Here is an 18,269-nt window from a genome sequence, read left to right on the forward strand (position 1 = left end):
CCATCCTGCGCGGGGAGGGCGGCATTTTCTTTTCCCGCGCCTAGGGAGCCGAGGCTTGCGGCGCGGCTGGGCCGGATTCGGCCTGGCAGACCCGGTTGCGGCCTTCGCTCTTGGCCAGGTACAGCGCCTGGTCGGCGTCCTCGAACAGGCTGCGCGGCGTGTCGTCGGCTGGCGGACGCGCGGCCACGCCTATGCTGCAGGTGACTTTGCCCAGCGGGCTGGCGGCATGAGGCAGCTGCAGGTCTTCCAGATAGCGGCGAAAGCGCTCGGCGGCGGCCAGCGCCTGCTCCGGCCGGCGGTTTGCCAGCAGGATGCCGAACTCCTCTCCGCCCAGCCGCGCCACGGTTTCGTCCTTGCGGCGGAAGCATTTGCGCAGCGCGCCGGCGGTGCGCTGCAACACCTCGTCGCCGGCGTAATGGCCGTAGTGATCGTTGTAACCCTTGAAATTGTCCAGATCGACGATCAGCAGCGCCAGCGGGCGGCGTTGGCGCTGATGGGCGGCCAGCGTCGCGGCGAAGGCTTCGTCGAAATGGCGGCGGTTGTGGAGTCCGGTCAGGCCGTCGGTCATCGCCAGCGTGTGCAGGCGGGACAGGCTGGCGACGAAGCGCAGCATGCCGGCCAGCAGCAACAGCAGCGCCGTCACGCCGCCGCCGATCCAGAGGCGGCCCAGGTACAGCGCGACGGCGGAAGCCAGCAGCATGGCCAGCGCCGTCAGCGCGTAATGGGCCAGCAGCCGCCGCGGCGAGCGCTGGCGCGATAGCCGCCAGTCGGCCAACAGCAGGATCAGCGCGGCGAGCAAGCCTTTCCAGACGGTGTCCAGTTGGGTGATCTGCAGGTTTTCCAGCAGGGCGTGCACCATGAAGGCATTGATCTCCACGCCGGACAGCCCGCGGTTGTTGGCCGATATCGGCGTCGGGTGGCTGTCGCCCAGGCCGGTGGCGGTGGCGCCTATCAGCACGATGCGGCCGGCGAAGCTGGCCGGCGGCAAGCGATTCAGCGCGTCCGCGTAGGACACCGTCTGATACGGGCGGTTGCCGGAGGAGAAGGGCACCATCACCGCCTGCGCCCGGTGCCAGGCGGCGGCGCCGGCGGGCGCGGCGGCAGGCGTTGCCGGTTTTCCGCCGCTGGCCAGCTGGCACAACGCGCTGGCGAAACTGAGATAACGCGGCCCGCCCAGGCCAGCCTGCAGGTAGACGCGGCGGATGATGCCGTCGTCGTCCTGTTCGTAATCGGTGTGGCCCAGCCCGGTCATCGCCTGGCTCAGCAGCGGCAGCGGGCGGGTCTCCACCAGTCGCCGGCCCTGCATTTCCGGGAATACCGGGCCGATGACCTTGCCGTTGCGGCGGATGGCCGCCGCCAGATGCTGGTCGGCCTCCGGCTGGGCCGAGGGTTCGACGATGGCGATGTCCAGTCCCACGGCCTTGGCTTGCGACAGCTTGTCCAGCAATTGGGCGTGATAGGCGCGCGGCCATGGCCAGCGGCCGAGTTCGGCCAGGCTTTTCTCGTCTACGGCGATGACGGTGATGGCGGCGTGGTCGTCATGGGCGAGGCGGCTGCGGCTGAGGCCATCATACAGCCACAGGTCCAGCCGGTTCAGCAATTGGCTGCCTGTCAGCAGCAAACCCAGGATGGCCAGCAGCAAGGGTGTCAGCCGGCCAGGCCTGGGAGGGGATGGGGCGTGCATTAACTTTTCCGGATTCAGACCCACGCTCGGGGAGTGGACATGGCGGAGGGCGGCGCCGCCCTCATGGCAGGTCGAGCGACGGGTATTTCTCTTCGGCGTGGTAGCCGGTGTTGTCGTCAATATGGATGGTGACGGCAAAACGGCCGCGCGGCAAGTCGCGCAGCGGCCAGAGCGGCTGATCCGAAGTTTGCTGGAACGCCGGCGCGGCGGCTTGGCCCGCGGCGGGGATCAACGACAGGGTATAGCGCAGGCCGGGCAGCGGATAGCGGCGGGTGGCGAGAGCCGGGGCGCGCAGATCCGGCAGGCCCAGCCAGCCGGTCACGTCCAGGATCTGGGCATCGCCATAGGGGCCCAAGGCGCCGTCGGCGGCGATGGAGGCCATGCGCCAGTGCCAGGCGCCCGCGGCCGGCAGTTCCAGGCTTTTCTGCGGCTCGTCCACGCGGCCGTTGAACAGCAATTGCTGGAAGCCGGCGTCGCGCGCCACTTGCAGCCAGGCCGGCTGGGCGGCGCTGGCGCTGCTGCGCAGCGTCATCGTGTGGCCGCGCTGCTGCTGCGGGCCCTGGCTTGCGACTATCAGCGGCGGCAGCGGATAGGCGCGCAGCGCGAAGTCGCGCTGGCTGTCGAAGCCCTGCAGGCCGGCGGCGTTGACCGCGCGGATGGTCAGGCGATAAGCGCCGTTTTGCGGCAAGGCGGTATAAAAGCGCGGCGCCGCGCTGTCGCGTTCCTGTAGCAGGCGCGGTTGATCGCCTTGCTGGTGGATGGACAGGTGGTAGCCGTCCTCTCCGGGCGCCGCCTGCCATTGCAGCGGCGGGGGATTGAATGCGGAGCTTGGCGGCAGGCCTGTCAGCGGCGGAGCCGGCGGCAGCGCGACCGGCTGGCCGTCGCCGGATTTGCCGCGGCTGCCGAAGCCGGCGGGCACGTCGACCTCGCCTTGCCGGGCATTGACGTTTACCTTGCCGCGCAGCACTTCGGCGGCGGTGTCGTCGTCGCTTTGGCTGCGCACGCGGAATTCAGTGCCGCGCACGGTGGTGACGGCCGACGGCGTCTGGATGCGATAGCGGCTGGGCATCAGGATATTGGGGATCACCGAGCTGCCGGTGCTGCCTTTTTCCAGCTTGTTTTGCGACTGGATGGCGCCGGTGCTGGGGTAGTAGGCCTGGCTTTCCAGCGTCAGCGTGGTGTTGGCGTTGAGCACCAGCATGGAGCCGTCCTGGAATTTCAGCCGCAGCATGGCGTCGTCGCCGGTTGAGAAGCGGGTGCCGCCGGGGTAGTGTTGCCCGCGCACCAGGCTGAGAGTGGCGCCGTTGCGGCCCTGGGCGCCCACCTTGCCGGACATGTCGTCCAGCACCGCGTCGGCGACATCCTGCTTCACCCAGGCGTAGGGAATGTTGAGCAGGCTGCCGGGCGGCAGCTTGTAGGGATTGGCGATATGGTTTTGCGCTTGCAGCTTCGGAACGTAGCTGGGGGAGACCAGGTGCTGGGATGCGACCGACCAGAGGGTATCGCCAGCCTGCACCCGGTATTGCCAGATGGCGGTGTCGGCGGTCGTGCTGGCGATGGCGGGCGGACAGGCCAGGCATGCCGCCAGCAAGATTGCCTTGTTCATTCTATAATCTCTTGATGTTAAATGTATAAAGTTCGCCAGTATTACCGCGGCGGGCGCGTTTGGCAACCCCGCCTTGGGATTTATTTGACATATCGGGCGGGCAAGAGGCGGGGCGAGGCGAGAATGCAAAAAAGCAGCCCTAAGGCTGCTTTTGTGACTATTGGCGGAGTGGACGGGACTCGAACCCGCGACCCCCGGCGTGACAGGCCGGTATTCTAACCAACTGAACTACCACTCCAACCGTAAACTGGTGGGCGTTGACGGAGTCGAACCGCCGACATTCTGCTTGTAAGGCAGACGCTCTACCAACTGAGCTAAACGCCCGTAAACGGGTACTGCTTTGTATTGTTGGCGGAGTGGACGGGACTCGAACCCGCGACCCCCGGCGTGACAGGCCGGTATTCTAACCAACTGAACTACCACTCCAACCGTAAACTGGTGGGCGTTGACGGAGTCGAACCGCCGACATTCTGCTTGTAAGGCAGACGCTCTACCAACTGAGCTAAACGCCCGTAAACGGGTACTGCTTTGTATTGTTGGCGGAGTGGACGGGACTCGAACCCGCGACCCCCGGCGTGACAGGCCGGTATTCTAACCAACTGAACTACCACTCCAACCGTAAACTGGTGGGCGTTGACGGAGTCGAACCGCCGACATTCTGCTTGTAAGGCAGACGCTCTACCAACTGAGCTAAACGCCCGTAAACGGGTACTGCTTTGTATTGTTGGCGGAGTGGACGGGACTCGAACCCGCGACCCCCGGCGTGACAGGCCGGTATTCTAACCAACTGAACTACCACTCCAACCGTAAACTGGTGGGCGTTGACGGAGTCGAACCGCCGACATTCTGCTTGTAAGGCAGACGCTCTACCAACTGAGCTAAACGCCCGTAAACGGGTACTGCTTTGTATTGTTGGCGGAGTGGACGGGACTCGAACCCGCGACCCCCGGCGTGACAGGCCGGTATTCTAACCAACTGAACTACCACTCCAACCGTAAACTGGTGGGCGTTGACGGAGTCGAACCGCCGACATTCTGCTTGTAAGGCAGACGCTCTACCAACTGAGCTAAACGCCCGTAAACGGGTACTGCTTTGTATTGTTGGCGGAGTGGACGGGACTCGAACCCGCGACCCCCGGCGTGACAGGCCGGTATTCTAACCAACTGAACTACCACTCCAACCGTAAACTGGTGGGCGTTGACGGAGTCGAACCGCCGACATTCTGCTTGTAAGGCAGACGCTCTACCAACTGAGCTAAACGCCCTGAATTCGTTTCGCTGCTTGCGTTTCAGCGAGGAGGCGAATTAAAGCACAGGGTTTAAGCTTGCGCAAGGGCCTTGCCGTAGTTTTTTTAACAAAGCCGCCTGTTTTGAATATTTGCTCCATTTTTCTGTCGTTTTGCCAGCGTAACGGGTGACGGCGACTTTGCGCCTCATGTATCATGCCGCGATTAGGTTTTGACCGGATGATGTGAAGAATGAAGCCGACCTTTCTCGATTTTGAGCAGCCGATCGCCGAGCTTGAGAACAAAATAGAAGAACTGCGTTTTGTTCAGGATGACTCGGTGCTGGACATATCCGAGGAAATCGCCCGCCTGCAGAAGAAGAGCCTGGAGCTCACCAAGACGCTGTATGCCAAGCTGACCCCGTCGCAGATCGCGATGGTGGCGCGCCACCCGCAGCGTCCTTATACCCTGGACTACATCCAGGCCATCTTTACCGACTTTGAAGAGCTGCATGGCGACCGCGCTTTCGCCGACGACGCCGCCATCGTGGGCGGCCTGGCCCGCTTCAATGGCCAATCGGTGATGGTGATCGGCCAGCAGAAGGGCCGCGATACCAAGGAAAAGATCCGCCGCAATTTCGGCATGCCGCACCCGGAAGGCTATCGCAAGGCGCTGCGCCTGATGAAGCTGGCCGAGAAGTTCGGCATCCCGGTGCTGACTTTCGTCGACACCACCGGCGCCTGGCCCGGCATTGGCGCCGAGGAGCGCGGCCAGTCCGAGGCCATCGGCCGCAATCTATATGAGATGACCCGCTTGCGCGTGCCCATCATCGTCACGGTGATAGGCGAGGGCGGTTCCGGCGGCGCGCTGGCGATCGCGGTGGGCGACCACGTCAACATGCTGCAGTACGCCACCTATTCGGTGATTTCGCCGGAAGGCTGCGCCTCCATTCTGTGGAAGACCGCAGAGCGCGCGTCCGACGCCGCCGAGGCGCTGGGCATCACCGCGCCGCGCCTGAAAACCCTGGGTCTGATCGACCGGGTGGTCAACGAGCCGGTGGGCGGCGCCCACCGCGACCACGCGCAAATGATGACTACCATCAAGCGCGTGCTGCAGGACGAATTGAAGGAAGTGCAGTCCAAGCCGCTGGAAGAATTGCTGAAACAGCGCTTCGACCGCCTGATGAGCTATGGCCGCTTCAAGGAAGATGCCGCCTGATCTGATCGGGCGCCTCATCAAGCATTGGCCGGACGAATTGTCCGGCCAATGTTCTTTTGAGGTGGGCCTCTCCGGCGGCCTGGACTCGGTGGCGCTGCTGTCGCTGCTGTGCGGGGTACGCGAGGAGATGCCGGGCCTGCGGTTGTCGGCGGTGCATGTCCACCATGGACTGAGCCCCAATGCCGACGCCTGGGCGCGGCATTGCGAGCAGTTGTGCGCAGCGTTGCAAGTGCCATTGCGCGTCGCGCGCGTGGCGGTGACGGCGGCGGGCGGCGACAGCCTGGAAGCGGCGGCGCGCGATGCGCGCTACGCGGCCTATCGGGAGTCGGCCGCCGGGGTGGTGGTGTTGGCGCACCATCTGGATGATCAGGCGGAGACGGTGCTGCTGCAACTGTTGCGCGGCGGCGGGGCGAAGGCGCTGGCGGCGATGCCGGCGCTGCGGCCGCTGGCGGGCGGCAAGCTGCTATGGCGGCCGTTGCTGGCGCTGACGCGCGCCGAACTGGAAGCCCATGTTCGCCGGCAAAGCCTGGCCTGGGTGGAAGACGAAAGCAACCAGGACACCCGTTACCGCCGCAATCTGTTGCGGCTGGAAGTGCTGCCGCGCATCGAGCGCGGCGTTCCGCATTACCGCCGCCATCTGGCGCGCGCCGCCGCGCTGCAGGCCGACGCCGCCGCCATCTTGCAGGAAGTGGCCGACGCCGATCTGCGCGCCTGCCGCTGCGAGGCGGGTTTGAGCCTCCCAGCGTTGGCGGCGCTGTCGGGGCCGCGCCAGCGCCAATCGGTGCTGGCCTGGATCGAAAGCCTGGGCTGGAGTGCGCCGGAGCCGGGCGCCTTGCTGGAGTTTTTGCGGCAGGCGCATCATGCGGCCGGCTCTCCGCAACTGGCGCTGCCTGCCGGCCATCTGTTGCGTTTTGCCGATACCCTGCAGGCCTGGCCGAAAGTTCAGCTCAGTCACGGGTCAGAAGTGTTGCCAGATTGCCGCGGCGGACGGGCGCTGAGCCTGCCCGCCTGGGGCGGCGAGTTGAGCTGGGAGTGGCGCGAACGCGGCCTGCCAGACGCGGCGCTGGCCGGTTTGTGGCTGGCATTGCGCCGCGGCGGCGAGAAGTTGCCGGCCCAGGTCGGCCGGCGCGAAGTGAAAGACCTGCTGCGCGAAGCGGGCCTGCCGCCGCTGCTGCGCCAGCGCTGGCCGCTGCTGTATGGCGCCGACGGCCAATTGCTGGCACTGCCCGGCATCGCGATTTCCTTCGTCCATTCGACAGGGCCGGGCTGGTGGCCGCGCTGGACGCCGGTCCGCGCCGGCCATGGCGACCCGGCCAGGGCTTAGCTGCCGAGCTGACGCAGCGACTGCTTCAGTTCCTGCTCCATCCGCGCCAGTTCCTCCATGGTTTGCAGACGCTGGCGGTCGCGCTGTTCCGCCAACTGAATCTTTTGCTGGATCATCGCCACCGTCTTGTCCTGCACGTGGCGCAGCGTGGCGACATCCACCGCCTGGCGCTGCAGTGCCTTCTCCGCGCCCAGCACATTGTCGTGGATCTGGTCAGCGGCGCGCTTCATCGACGCCTGGATCTGATCTTTGACCCGGTTGCTGATCTCGATATTGGCCTTCTGGCGCAGGCTGAGCAAACCCATGCCGATCTCGGCGCTCCAGGCGGGGATCGCGTTTTCCAGCAGCGCGCGGAAATCGTCGTGGATGCCGCGGTTGGCGTCCTCCAGCCCCTTGATCTGCATCGCGCGCAGCTTGGACTGGTGGATCTGCAGCGCGATCGCCTCGACGCGGCGGCCCAGCCGGTCCACCCGCTGGCGCTGCTCGGCCATCGGCATCGGCTCGGCGGGGTTCATCGCCGCCAGCTTGGCGGCTTCTTCGTCGCGCACGGCTTCCAGCGCCGGCAGCAGCTGCTCCAGCGCCTGCATGTCGTTGAGGTTGGCGGCATAAGCGCCGTTCAGCCACCGGTTGTCGCCTTCCAGCACCTGCAGCCGCTGGCGCAAATCGGCGCAAATCTTGTCTATCTGGCCCTTGGCGCTGTCGAAGGCCTGCGCCAGGTCCACTTTCGCCAGCTTGAAGGCGCGGCGCACCTTGTCCACCAGGCCGCTCAGTCCGTCCGGGCTGCCGAGCTGGTCGAATTGCACCGAACTCATCAGCCGCAGCACGTCGTTCATGCCGCGGCCGAAGGCGCCGGTGTCGCCGGCGCGGGTCTTGGCCAGCAGTTGGTCGGACAAGCCCAGCAGCTGGCGGGTCTGGCTGCCGCCTATCTCTTCGAGCTTGTCGCTGGCGAGCTGGCGCAGCTGACTGATGAGGATGGGGTCGGGCGCGCTTGCGGCTGCGGTGGTGGCGGGGACGGCGCTCTGGGTGGCCGCCGCGGCCGGGCGATCGAACAGGTTTTGGTATTGGGGCATCGGGGTCTCACAAACGTTGCTGGATGTCTATCACCAGCAGGGACAGGAAGTTGGCGCGCCAGTCTTCGATGTCCTGTAATTGGCGTTGCAGTTGTTCTATCAATTGCCGGCTGGACGCGGCCTGCATGGCAAGGATATGGGCCTGGGTGCCGATGCGCTGCCGCAGTTCGGCGTCGGGCGGCAGCAGCGCGCCGGCGTCGGTTTGCAGCGTCGCCGAAAGCCGCTCCAGGTAGCCGGTCTGCCTTTGCAGCTCGTCCATGTCCTTGCTGATGAACACGTCCGGCTTCATTTCGCTGCGCAGAAAACCCTGCAACTGGTCTATCAGCTGGTGGCCGCGCGTCTTGTCGGCCGCCGGCTGGCCCCAGGGCAGGCGCCAGCGCGGCCGCATCAGTTGCTGCAGCTCCTGGGCCTGCCGCTGCGCCTGGCGGAACTGCTGGTCGAGCCGGGTTTCGCGCAGCTTCAGCGATTGCGCGAGGTCTATCACCCGGTGGGCCAGGCCTTCGTTCTGCCGCAGCAATTCGTCGTAGCGGCGCTGCAACCCGGTCGGCGTGGCGATGCTGGCCGGCGCGGCCGGCGGGCGGGCATCGGCCGCGCCGGGCGCGCCAGGCATGCGGTCGAACAGGGCGCGCGGGTCCGGCCGCGCCGCTTCGGGCGCGGCGGCTTGCGCTCGCGGCGGCTGGGCGTCGAACAGGCCGCGGTAGTCGGACATGTCAGCCCTGGTAGCCGAACAGGTGGAAGAAGTCCGGCAGCTCTTTGCCCGGGTAGCCCTGATTGACGTTTTCCACGCTCCAGGCCTGGCCTTGCTTGCGGATGCTGGCGAACAGGCAGCCGGTGGAGCCGGCGTCCAGCGCGGCCAGGTCGACCTGGCACAGCAATTCGTCGGTTTGCTGGTTGTAGACGCGCATGCTGGCGTCGGCCACTTCGGCGAAGGTCTGGCCGCGGGCGGTCGCCTTGTCTATGGTGGCGACCAGCGCCACCACGTCGCAGTTGGCCGGCAAGGCGTGCAGACGGATCAGGATGGCCTCGTCCGGGCCTTCGGCGTCGCCGGAGCGGGAGTCGCCCAGCAGGTGTTCCATCGACGGGGTTTTTTGCTGGCCCCAGTAGCAGATGTGGCCGACATCAGCGATGGCGCCCATCGGGCCGCCGCCCTGGCTGTTGAGCGGGAAAGCGCTGGTGTCGAGGTCGTAGCTGCCCTTGGCGCTGTGTTGCGGCGGCGACCAGGACAGTTCCAGGCGGATTTCATTCAGCGGGGCGCTGTTCTTGGTCAGCGGCAGGCTGCCGCCTTTTTGCATCGGTAACATGGAAAGTCTTTCTGAGGGAGATGGGGAGCGGGCGGTCAGGCGCGGTATTCGGCCGGCAACTGGGCGTGCCAGCGCTTGAATTCCTGGTCGAATATGCGCTCGTAAAGCTGCTGGGTTTTCAGCGCGGCGAGGTCGGTCAGGCGGTGGAAGGTGCAGCCTTCCACGGCCTCGGCGGCCTCGCGCATCCGCTCGAATTGGACTTTCTTGTCGGAGTTGGCGCCGATCAGCACGACGAAGGTGCCCATTTCGGCCAGCTGGCGCAGCTGCGACAGGAAATACTGGTGGGAGCCCATGTCCTCGCCGTCGGAGACGAAGAGCGCGAGGTAAGCCTCCTTGCGCGGCGGCAGCGTTTTCTTGCCGAAGCCGAACAGGCCCTTGATCAGCCCGCCCAGCTTGCTGGCCATGCCCTCGCTTTCCAGCAGCGCCTGCAGCGCGCGGCCGTAATCGGTGCTGCCCCACAGGATGGGCTGGGCGCGGCGGAGGAATTCCTGGCGGAGGTTGCCGACGTGGTCCAGCGAGTAGTCGCCGGTATCCAGCGCGCGGTCGGAGAAGCCGATGATCTGGATGTTGCGGTCGGGGTCGATCTCGCCGGCTATCGCCAGCGCGGCGGTGAAGAAGGGGTCCACCACGTAGCCGCCGCCGGGCAGCCGGCTGGTGAATTCGTCGCGGAAGGAGCCGCTGACATCGGCGAACAGCTTGACGTTGATCTTGAAGGCGGGCGGGATGTCTTGTTTTTGCAAGACCAGACGCACCTTTTCCTGCTCTTTGACCATGGGCAGACTCATGTTTGCGCTCCTGTTATTGTCATTTGGCGAAGGTGTGGAACGACATTCCATTTTTGTGCCGGCAAGTATATAGATTTGCCCTTTTGAGGCCAATGTACTGGTATTTTTTGCCAAATGCGCGCTTGGCATCGCGGATGCGAAAACGCGCCGGCGGGCCGGCGCGTTGGCGAGGGAGAAAGGCGGCGCGGCCTGGCAGGCCGCCGCCCGGGCGTCAGAAGCCCTGGTAGCGCGAGCCCTGGGCGCCGCCGGCGGGCGCCTGGGGGCGGCCGGCCGGTTGGGATGGCAGGCCCTGCTTCAGGTAGCGGATGGCGGCCTCAAGCTGGGCGTCCTGGCCCTGGAAGCTGGCCCAGGGCGGATTGTCCACTTCGATGTCCGGCGTCACGCCGCGGCCTTCCACCACCCAGCGGCTGCCGCCGGCGTCGGTCACGAACTGCGGCGAGCTGGCGGCGCGGGCGATGCCCTTGTCCCGGCTCCAGTTGTCATCGCTCAGCCACATGCCGGCGCCGGCGGTGCGTTCGCCTATCAGGGTGGCGATGCCGAGCCGCTGCAGGCCCAGCGCGAAGGTTTCGCCGTCGGAGTAAGTGTCGCCGTCCACCAGCGCCACCACCCGGCCGCGGAAGGCGTGCGGCGGATTGGGGCTGGCCAGGGTCTGATTGCCGTCCTGCCACCATACCCAGACGCGGCGCAGCAGCTTTTCCAGCAGCCACTGGTCGATATTGCCGCCGTTGTTGTGGCGCAGGTCCAGGATCAGGCCCTCGCGCTCGAACACCGGGTAGTATTCGCGCGCCCAGCGCGCCGCGTCCTCCTTGCCCATCGCCTGCAGGTGCAGGTAGCCGACGCGGCCGCCGGTTTCCCGCTCCACCCGCGCTTTGCGCTGGCTCTCCCAGCCCAGATAGCGCAGATCGCGGTCGCGGCCGAGGCTGACCGGCGTGACGATGACGTCGCGCGGCTTGCCGTCGCCGCGCTGGATGCCGAGCAGCACCTGCTTGCCGACCTGGCCGCGCAGCGCGCTGGCGAGCGCGTATTCGCTCTTCAGCGGCTGGCCGTTGATTTGGCGGATGAGGTCGCCGACGCGGATGCCGGCCTCCGGCTGCGCCAGCGGCGAGCGCTCTTCCAGCAGTTCCGGGTCGCCGTTCCAGATGGCGGCCACCTGCAGGCCGCCGGGCGCGCGGCGGAAGTCGGCGGCCAGCTGGCCGACCTCGGGCTCGCCGCCGCCGCCGGCGTCGCGCAGGCCGACCTGGCTGTGCTGGATGCCGACCTGGGCGATCATCTGGGCGAGGACGTCATTCAATTCCTGGCGGCTGGTGATCTTGTCCAGCAGCGGTTCGAAGCGGCGGCGCGCCGCCTGCCAGTCCACCGCCCGGATGGTGGCGGCATGCACCTTGTCGCGGTGCATGCGCCAGGTGTCGTTGAAGATCTGCCGCCATTCGGCGCGCGGGTCCAGCGGCAGCGACCACGCGCGCAGGCTGACGGTGTACTTGTCCAGCTCCTTGGGCGCCTGGGCGGCGGCCGGCAGCACCAGCAGGCTGGGTTGCTTGTTGACCTCCTTCACCAGCAGCAGTTGCTTGCGGTCGGCGGACAGGCGGAATTCGCGCACCCCTTCGCTGAAGGTTTCCGGCTTGGGCGGGGTCGGGTTGGGCGCCTCTATCGCCAGCGTGGCTAGTTGCTTGACCTCCGCTTCCGGCGTGTCGGCACGGGTGAAATAGAGCCGCTTGGCGTCCACTTGCAGATTGTCGTAATTGCCCGGTTCCAGCGGCACCTCGTACAGCCGCTGGCCGAGGCCCGGATCTATCTTCACCGGTTTGGCGGCGGCGTCTTTGTCCTTGCCCTTGGCCTCGTCCTGCTCCTTGTCGTCGCCGTCGGCCGCGCGCTTGCCGGCCAGCTCGTCTTTGGGGAGGAAGGGCCAGCGGGCGGAGGCGTCCAGCATCAGGCCGTAGATCTTGGTTTGCCGGTTGAAGTAGGGGCCGGGGTCGCGCTGGCCCCAGGGGCTGGAAACCTGGGAGTCCAGATTGCGGTCGCTGAGGAAGTACAGCGTTTTGCCGTCCGGCGCGAACGCCGGGCTGCGGGCGTGGTAGCGGTCACTGGACAGCGGTTGGCCGCGGCCTTCCCGGCTGTCGTACAGCCACAGCTGGCTGAACTCGTTGGCGGCGTCGGCGCGGTAGGCCAAGTAGCGGCTGTCGGGCGACCATTTGAAATCGTTGAGCTCGCCTTGCTCCAGCTGGCGGATCAGCTTCTTGTCCCGGCTGCCCAGGTTGAGCAGCCACAGCCGCCTGCGGCCGTCGGCATAGGCCAGCTTGCGGCCGTCGGGGGAGGGGGTGGGCTGGTAGATCGGCGAGTCGCTGCCGCGGGTCAATTGCTCGGCGGCATCGCCGCCGCGGGCGGAGACGCGCCAGAATTCCTGCTCGCCGTCCTTGTCGCTGACCAGCAGCAGCGATTTGCCGTCGGCGCTGAAGGCCAGTTCGCGCGCGCGCTGGCCGCTGTCGGCGAGCGCGTCGACGCGGCGGCCGGCGCCGACCGGGAAGATGGAGACATAGCCGCGCGCCTGCACCGCCACCCGGTCGCCGTTGGGCGACAGCGCCAGCGCGGATAGGTAGTTGACCGGGTTGTTGATCATCTTGGCGCGCAGCTGGTCGAAATCGGAATTCAGCGCGATCGACAGAGTCTGGTCCTGGCCGCTGCGCGGATCGAGCACATGGATCTGGCCGGCGCGGGTGAAGACGATGCGGCTGCCGGCGGCGGTGCGGGCCAGGCTGGCGCCGCGCACTTCGAAGTCCTGGTAATGGGTGAGCGGCTGGCTGTCGGCCAGCGCGCCGTCGGCGTCCAGGCGGGCGCGCCACAGATTGAGCCGGCCGCCCTTGTCGCTGATGAAATAGGCCTGGCCGTCATCGCACATCGGCTGGCGGCTGGTGCCGGGGTGGCCGGGGAAGGCCGGCTTGGCCTCGCGGCCGGGCTGCCAGCTCCACAGCTGTTGGCGCTTGCCGCCGACATAGCCGACGACGTTGTCCGATGGCTGCGGCTCGCGGGCGAACAGCGTCGGCAGGCCCTGGGCGTCCAGGCAGGCTTCGGCGGCTTCGGCCAGCGGCAGCGGCGTGCGTTCGCCGCTGTCCGGGTGGATCAGGTAGAGCCGGGTGTCGGGTTTGCCGCTGTAGCGGCTGCTGGAGACCAGCACCCGGCCGTCACGGCTCCAGCCTTCCACCTTGACGCCGCGGTCGCCGTCTATGGTCAGCCGTTTGGTGGCGCCGCCTTGCGCCGGCATCACGTATACCTCGGGCGCGCCGTCGTAGCGGCCGACGAAGGCCAGCCAGCGGCCATCGGCCGACAGGGCGGGGCTGTAGGCGTCGGCCGGGCGGCTGGTCAGGCGCCGCGCCATGCCGCCGCTGTACGGCACGCTCCACAAGTCGCCTTCGGCGACGAACACGATGCTGTCCGGACCAGCCGCGGCCTGGCGGTAATAACCGAGCGCCCGGCTATCCACGGCCTCCGGGCCGGAAGGGAGGGCGGCCAGGGCCGGCAAGGCGAAGGGAAAGGCAAGGGCCAGGATGGCGGGGCGCGCGGGGAAACGGCTGGGCAAGAGGCTCTCCAAATCATGATGAACGGGTAATGTTCGATGATGAGGGAAAGTTCTGGCGATGACAACGGCGTTTGGACGGCATGAAAACCCGGCGGGGCCGGGTTCTGCGCAATGGCCGGGACGGCAGTCCCGGCCGGTGGGGGCTTACAGGTCGACCGACAGCGAGACGGCCACGCTGCGCGGCGCGCCCAGGTAGTAGCGGACGCCGCCGCCGTCGCTGGCGTTGGCCTTCATGCCGGACGGAATGCGGTAGCTGGTGTTGAAGACGTTGCCGACGTTCAGCTTCAGCGTCGGATTCTTGAGCATGGAGGTATTGCCGAAGCGGTAGCCGGCATCCAGGTCCACCAGCGTGTATTCCGGCACCGCCTCGTCGTTGACCAGGGTGGCGTACTGCTTGCCGGTGTGCTTGACGTCGGAGCGGACATACCAGGCGCCCGGCGAGTATTGCAGCGACAGGGCCGCCATCCATTGCGGGGTCATCGGGAAGTCCTTGCCCTGGGTGGCGAGCACGGTGTTTTTCTGCCAGTTGATGTCGTTCTTCATCTCGCTGTGGTTGGTGGTGAACGAGGCGTAGGCGCTCCATCCCTTCACCGGCACCGTGCCCAGCTCGATTTCAGCGCCCCAGGTGTGGACGCTGCCGGCGTTGACGTTGACCGACTTCAGCGTCACCGGGTCGTAGCTATTGGCCTGGCGGTTGCTGTAGTCGACATTGAACAGCGAGCCGCTCAGCGTCACGTAGTCCGACTGCAGGCGGTAGCCCAGGTCGGTGTTGATCGCGGTTTCCGGCACGATCTCGTTCACCAGCTGCACCTGGCCGTTGACCACCTGCACATTGCCGTTGGTGCTGCTGTACACGTAGTTGGGCGGCGCGCGGTAGTTCTTGGTGACGTTGACGAATACCTGCTGCTTGGGCGTCAGGTAATAGCGCGCGCCGAGGCTGGGCAGGGTTTCGCGGTAGGTGCGGTTGATGTTGTAGTTATACGCCGCCGGACAGTTGGCGGTGGAGCCGCAGCCTTCGTTGGCGTAGTTGGTGAAATCGCGGTTGATCGATGGCGCGCGCACGCCGGCGGTGATGCCCAGCTTGTCTTCCAGGAAGTTGAACGTGCCCATCGCGAACAGCTGGCTGGCGGTGCTGATGGTGTCCCAATCGCGATACTGGTAGCGGCTGCCGTCCGGACGGGTGATGTAGTTGGAGTTCAGCCAGACGCTGCTGGAAGTGCCGTCGTTGTTGACCGGCACGCCGGGGCTGGTCTGCACGTGTTCGGCGCGCTCATACCACAGGCCGGCCTGCAGCAAGTGGTTGCCCAGGCTTTGCTCCATGGTGACCGTCACGCCGGGCCGGCGGGTGCGGGTGACCGAGCTGGAGGCGATCAGGATCTTGTCCAGGGTGTCGCCGTCGCCGTTCAGGTCTTTGGAGGCGGTGTTGCTGTGGGTGGCGGGGTTGAGGAAGCCGCTTTCCGACAGCAGCTGCTGCTGGCTGCCGCCGGTGCCGTAGCCATACCAGTAGTAGGGCTCGATCTTGACGCGGGTGTCGGGACCCAGCTTGAGCACGGCGTCCACTTTGGCGATCACGTTTTGAAACGGGCTCATCGCCAGCTGGTAGTAAGCCGGGCTGGGGCCGGACTCGATCTGGGCCGTGCCGTTTTTCGGCGGCAGGTGGCCGGGGGCGAAGCTGGTCGAATAGTCGTAGTTGTAGCCGTACTTCTGCAGTTCGGCCAGCGTCGGGCTGTAGATGGCGTTGGCGAGCTGGCGGTTGTACAGGATGGAGGCGTTGATATAGCTGCCGGAGTCGAAGTCGTAGCGGAAGCCGGTGTCGACGTGGTCGCGGGTGACGTCGCCCGAGCCTTTCCATTTGTCCGACTCGGTATGCGAATAGCTGATGAAGGCGCGCGCCTTGTTGTCGGCGAACAGGCCGGTGTCGCCGCGCAGATAGGTGCGGTGCAGATGGTTGTTGCCCATGGTCTGCGACATGCGGAAGCGGCGGGTCTTTTCCGGATCGCAGGTGACGAAGCCCAGATTGCCGCCGCTGGCGCCGATGTGCGGGGAGTCGGTATCGCTGGAGCCTTGGGTGACGAAGGCCTGGCACAGGTTTTCATTGTCGATGAATTCCTGCGGATAGACGGCGTAGCTGCCCGAATCGTTGACCGGCACGCCGTTGATGGTGATGCCCAGCTGGTCGGAGTTGAAGCCGCGTATCGTCAACGCGCCGCCGAACAAGCCGGAAGCGTCCTGGCTGGAGGCGTTGACGCCGGGCAGCATATTGATGCCCTGGTAGATGTTGGACGTCGGGCTTTGCTTTTCCAGCGAGGCCTTGCTGACGTCGCTGCGGGCACGCACGCCTTCCTGCTGCTGCAGCAGGCCGACGCCGAGCTTGTCGCCGACGCCGGTGATGGTGACGGTTTCCAGCTGGGCGCTGTCGGCCAGGGCGGCCGGACTGCCCAGCGCGGCCAGGACGGCCAGCGTCACGGGACGCAGGTAATTTGATGGTTTCATTCTATTTCCTTGTTATACGAGCCAAATATATTGTTTTAATGCCATTGTTGTTTGCCGGGCGCAGCCGATGTCCTGCCTGATGGGTAGGGCGGACTAACGTTCAAGCAAACGGATACCGTCGATCCGGGAGGCGGCGTGGACCGGGGAGGAGCCATGAAGGAGTCGGCAAGGCAAAGTGAGCGCCTGGAATGGAAAAGCGGCCACAGTTGTCGATTGTTTTCCGAAGAGCGGCTTGTGCGGCGGCGCGAACATATTTTGCCTTGAAAATATCCTGGAAGCGGCAAATCTAGTCGAGCGTCATTTCATTTTCAAGAAACCAACATTGCAAAAAGAATAAACAAATATGTCTTTAAATAAAGAGTTGCTCAATAAAGGCGCGAATTTGTGAATGAATGGACTGAAATTAATATTTCAATATAAATTTCGCAGCGCAACATTCTTTATATTCATCAGGCATTTAAATTGAAGGCGGACGCGCTCGGGGCGGGAGGGCGGAGGGCTGAGCACGGCGTCGGCGCTGGCGCCGGATCGCGCAGGAAAATGCGCGGCGCGAGTGTGGCAATGTCGCCATTCGCGGAGGGCCGGGAGGGGGCGGGCGGGAGGTGCAGGGGATGGAGGCCGCCGCGGGCGTCGCGGACAGGCCTGCCGGGAGGGGCGGGGAAAGCGTGGAGGCTTCAGCGCCCCAGCGGCAGCGCGCGGATGCCGGCGTCGTCCAGCAGCAGGTAGCCGCCGCGCCCGCCATGCCAGTCCTGGATCACCCAGCGGCTGGCGCCGCTCTCGCCCGCCTGATGGCGGTGCCGGGCCGGGCGATGGGTGTGGCCGTGGATCAGCGTCGGCCAGCCGTGGGCGGCCAGCAGCGCCTGCACCGCGGCTTCGGTGACGTCGGAAATGGCGGCGAGGCCGGTTTGCTGCTTGTTCATCTCGCTTTGCGCGCGGGCGTGGCGGGCGATGGCGTGGCGTTCCGCCAGCGGTTTGGCCAGCATCGCCTGCTGCCATTGCGGGCTGCGGCTCAGCGCGCGGAATTGCTGGTAGGCGGCGTCGTCGGTGCACAGCGCGTCGCCATGGCACAGCAGGATGCGCTGGCCGTGGACGTCTGTCAGCGTCGGATCATCCAGCAGCTTTGCGCCGCTGCGCGCTTCGAAGCCGGCGCCCAGCAGGAAGTCGCGGTTGCCGCGCATCACGTAGAGCGGCGTCGAGGCGGCGAATTCGCGCATCGCGGCCAGCGGCGCTTCCAGATAGCTGGAGTCATCGTCGTCGCCCACCCAGTATTCGAACAGGTCGCCCAGGATGTAGAGCGCGTCTATCCGGCCCCGCCATTGCAGCAGCGTGTCCAGGAACAGCTGGTTGAGCGCGGGGGTATCGTCGGCGAGGTGCAGGTCGGAAATGAAGTGGATGGCCATGGCAGCGGGTCGGTATCGGGCAATGAAAAGCCGGGGCGGCGCCCCGGCTGGTGTTTCAGGCTGGGCGGATCAGATGATTTCCGCCTTTTCCAGCACGACCGCTTCCAGCGGCACGTCCTGGTGCATGCCGCTGCGGCCGGTGCGCACGGTCTTGATGCGGTCGACGATGTCCTGGCCGGCCACGACCTGGCCGAACACGGCGTAGCCCCAGCCCTGGGTGCTTTCCGACTTGAAATCGAGGAAATCGTTGTCGGAGACGTTGATGAAGAACTGGGCCGAAGCGGAGTGCGGGTCCGAGGTGCGGGCCATCGCCACGGTGTAGGTCTTGTTCGACAGGCCGTTGTTGGCCTCGTTCTGGATCGGGTCCTGGGTCGGCTTTTGCTTCATCTGGGCGTCGAAACCGCCGCCCTGGATCATGAAGCCGTTGATCACGCGGTGGAAGATGGTGCCGTCGTAGTGGCCGCTTTTCACGTATTGCTCGAAGTTGGCCGCGGTTTGCGGGGCTTTTTCGTGGAACAGTTCCAGCGTGATTTCGCCGAAGTTGGTCGTCAGTTTGATCATGATGCTTTCCTTTGCGCTGAGGCCGGTTGCG

At 65.9% G+C, this 18,269-nt stretch carries 12 protein-coding genes and 12 tRNA genes; 2 read left to right on the top strand and 22 right to left on the bottom strand.

Annotated features, from left to right (window positions below; translation table 11 throughout):
• Positions 1–40: 40 nt before the first annotated feature.
• The 14 genes from U6115_RS08395 to U6115_RS08460 all read right to left on the bottom strand — a co-directional run bounded on the left by U6115_RS08395 (position 41) and on the right by U6115_RS08460 (position 4,554).
• The gene (locus U6115_RS08395; RefSeq protein ID WP_080770216.1) at positions 41–1,684 is read right to left on the bottom strand and encodes a CHASE2 domain-containing protein; all 1,644 of its coding nucleotides are present in this window, start codon (positions 1,682–1,684) and stop codon (positions 41–43) included.
• A 61-nt stretch (positions 1,685–1,745) separates the two neighbouring features.
• Positions 1,746–3,290 (bottom strand): FecR domain-containing protein, encoded by a 1,545-nt coding sequence (locus U6115_RS08400; RefSeq protein WP_043574724.1) that lies wholly within the window; start codon positions 3,288–3,290, stop codon positions 1,746–1,748.
• 161 nt (positions 3,291–3,451) lie between these two features.
• Positions 3,452–3,528: transfer RNA gene (locus U6115_RS08405), tRNA-Asp, on the bottom strand.
• Positions 3,529–3,538: 10 nt separating this feature from the next.
• Positions 3,539–3,614 (bottom strand) — tRNA-Val (locus U6115_RS08410).
• 25 nt (positions 3,615–3,639) lie between these two features.
• Positions 3,640–3,716 (bottom strand) — tRNA-Asp (locus U6115_RS08415).
• Positions 3,717–3,726: 10 nt separating this feature from the next.
• A tRNA-Val gene (locus tag U6115_RS08420) sits at positions 3,727–3,802 on the bottom strand.
• A gap of 25 nt (positions 3,803–3,827) precedes the next feature.
• A tRNA-Asp gene (locus tag U6115_RS08425) sits at positions 3,828–3,904 on the bottom strand.
• A gap of 10 nt (positions 3,905–3,914) precedes the next feature.
• Positions 3,915–3,990, bottom strand: a tRNA-Val gene (locus U6115_RS08430).
• Between the two features lie 25 nt (positions 3,991–4,015).
• Positions 4,016–4,092: transfer RNA gene (locus tag U6115_RS08435), tRNA-Asp, on the bottom strand.
• Positions 4,093–4,102: 10 nt separating this feature from the next.
• Positions 4,103–4,178, bottom strand: a tRNA-Val gene (locus U6115_RS08440).
• Positions 4,179–4,203: 25 nt separating this feature from the next.
• Positions 4,204–4,280, bottom strand: a tRNA-Asp gene (locus U6115_RS08445).
• Positions 4,281–4,290: 10 nt separating this feature from the next.
• A tRNA-Val gene (locus U6115_RS08450) sits at positions 4,291–4,366 on the bottom strand.
• A gap of 25 nt (positions 4,367–4,391) precedes the next feature.
• A tRNA-Asp gene (locus U6115_RS08455) sits at positions 4,392–4,468 on the bottom strand.
• Positions 4,469–4,478: 10 nt separating this feature from the next.
• A tRNA-Val gene (locus tag U6115_RS08460) sits at positions 4,479–4,554 on the bottom strand.
• A 213-nt stretch (positions 4,555–4,767) separates the two neighbouring features.
• On the opposite strand from U6115_RS08460, the gene U6115_RS08465 reads away from it, so the two are divergent.
• Both U6115_RS08465 and tilS read left to right on the top strand, forming a co-directional pair.
• Positions 4,768–5,733, top strand: coding sequence for an acetyl-CoA carboxylase carboxyltransferase subunit alpha (locus U6115_RS08465; protein WP_043579170.1), 966 nt, complete (start codon positions 4,768–4,770; stop codon positions 5,731–5,733).
• Positions 5,723–7,057 carry a tRNA lysidine(34) synthetase TilS gene (gene tilS / locus U6115_RS08470; RefSeq protein WP_047238584.1) on the top strand — a complete coding sequence of 445 codons (1,335 nt, stop codon included), beginning with the start codon at positions 5,723–5,725 and terminating at the stop codon, positions 7,055–7,057. The genes U6115_RS08465 and tilS overlap by 11 nt, the downstream gene beginning before the upstream one ends.
• Here the strand turns inward: tilS and U6115_RS08475 are convergent.
• The 8 genes from U6115_RS08475 to U6115_RS08510 all read right to left on the bottom strand — a co-directional run bounded on the left by U6115_RS08475 (position 7,054) and on the right by U6115_RS08510 (position 18,238).
• Entirely contained in the window at positions 7,054–8,127 is a 1,074-nt protein-coding gene (locus tag U6115_RS08475; RefSeq protein ID WP_043579172.1) for a toxic anion resistance protein, read from the bottom strand. The genes tilS and U6115_RS08475 overlap by 4 nt on opposite strands.
• A gap of 7 nt (positions 8,128–8,134) precedes the next feature.
• The gene (locus tag U6115_RS08480) at positions 8,135–8,836 is read right to left on the bottom strand and encodes a hypothetical protein (protein ID WP_043579173.1); all 702 of its coding nucleotides are present in this window, start codon (positions 8,834–8,836) and stop codon (positions 8,135–8,137) included.
• Position 8,837: 1 nt separating this feature from the next.
• Positions 8,838–9,428, bottom strand: coding sequence for a TerD family protein (locus tag U6115_RS08485; protein WP_080770306.1), 591 nt, complete (start codon positions 9,426–9,428; stop codon positions 8,838–8,840).
• A 35-nt stretch (positions 9,429–9,463) separates the two neighbouring features.
• Positions 9,464–10,213: a vWA domain-containing protein gene (locus tag U6115_RS08490; protein WP_181243358.1), complete on the bottom strand. Its 750-nt coding sequence runs from the start codon at positions 10,211–10,213 to the stop codon at positions 9,464–9,466.
• Between the two features lie 211 nt (positions 10,214–10,424).
• Positions 10,425–13,784, bottom strand: coding sequence for a S41 family peptidase (locus tag U6115_RS08495; protein WP_052258281.1), 3,360 nt, complete (start codon positions 13,782–13,784; stop codon positions 10,425–10,427).
• A gap of 144 nt (positions 13,785–13,928) precedes the next feature.
• The gene (locus tag U6115_RS08500; protein ID WP_043579178.1) at positions 13,929–16,277 is read right to left on the bottom strand and encodes a TonB-dependent receptor; all 2,349 of its coding nucleotides are present in this window, start codon (positions 16,275–16,277) and stop codon (positions 13,929–13,931) included.
• 674 nt (positions 16,278–16,951) lie between these two features.
• Positions 16,952–17,677: a UDP-2,3-diacylglucosamine diphosphatase gene (locus U6115_RS08505; RefSeq protein ID WP_043579179.1), complete on the bottom strand. Its 726-nt coding sequence runs from the start codon at positions 17,675–17,677 to the stop codon at positions 16,952–16,954.
• A 69-nt stretch (positions 17,678–17,746) separates the two neighbouring features.
• Positions 17,747–18,238, bottom strand: a complete 492-nt coding sequence (locus U6115_RS08510) for a peptidylprolyl isomerase (RefSeq protein ID WP_043579180.1) — start codon at positions 18,236–18,238, stop codon at positions 17,747–17,749.
• Between the last annotated feature and the right edge of the window lie 31 nt (positions 18,239–18,269).

It is taken from the genome of Chromobacterium subtsugae, from assembly GCF_035919665.1.
Classification (GTDB): domain Bacteria; phylum Pseudomonadota; class Gammaproteobacteria; order Burkholderiales; family Chromobacteriaceae; genus Chromobacterium; species Chromobacterium subtsugae.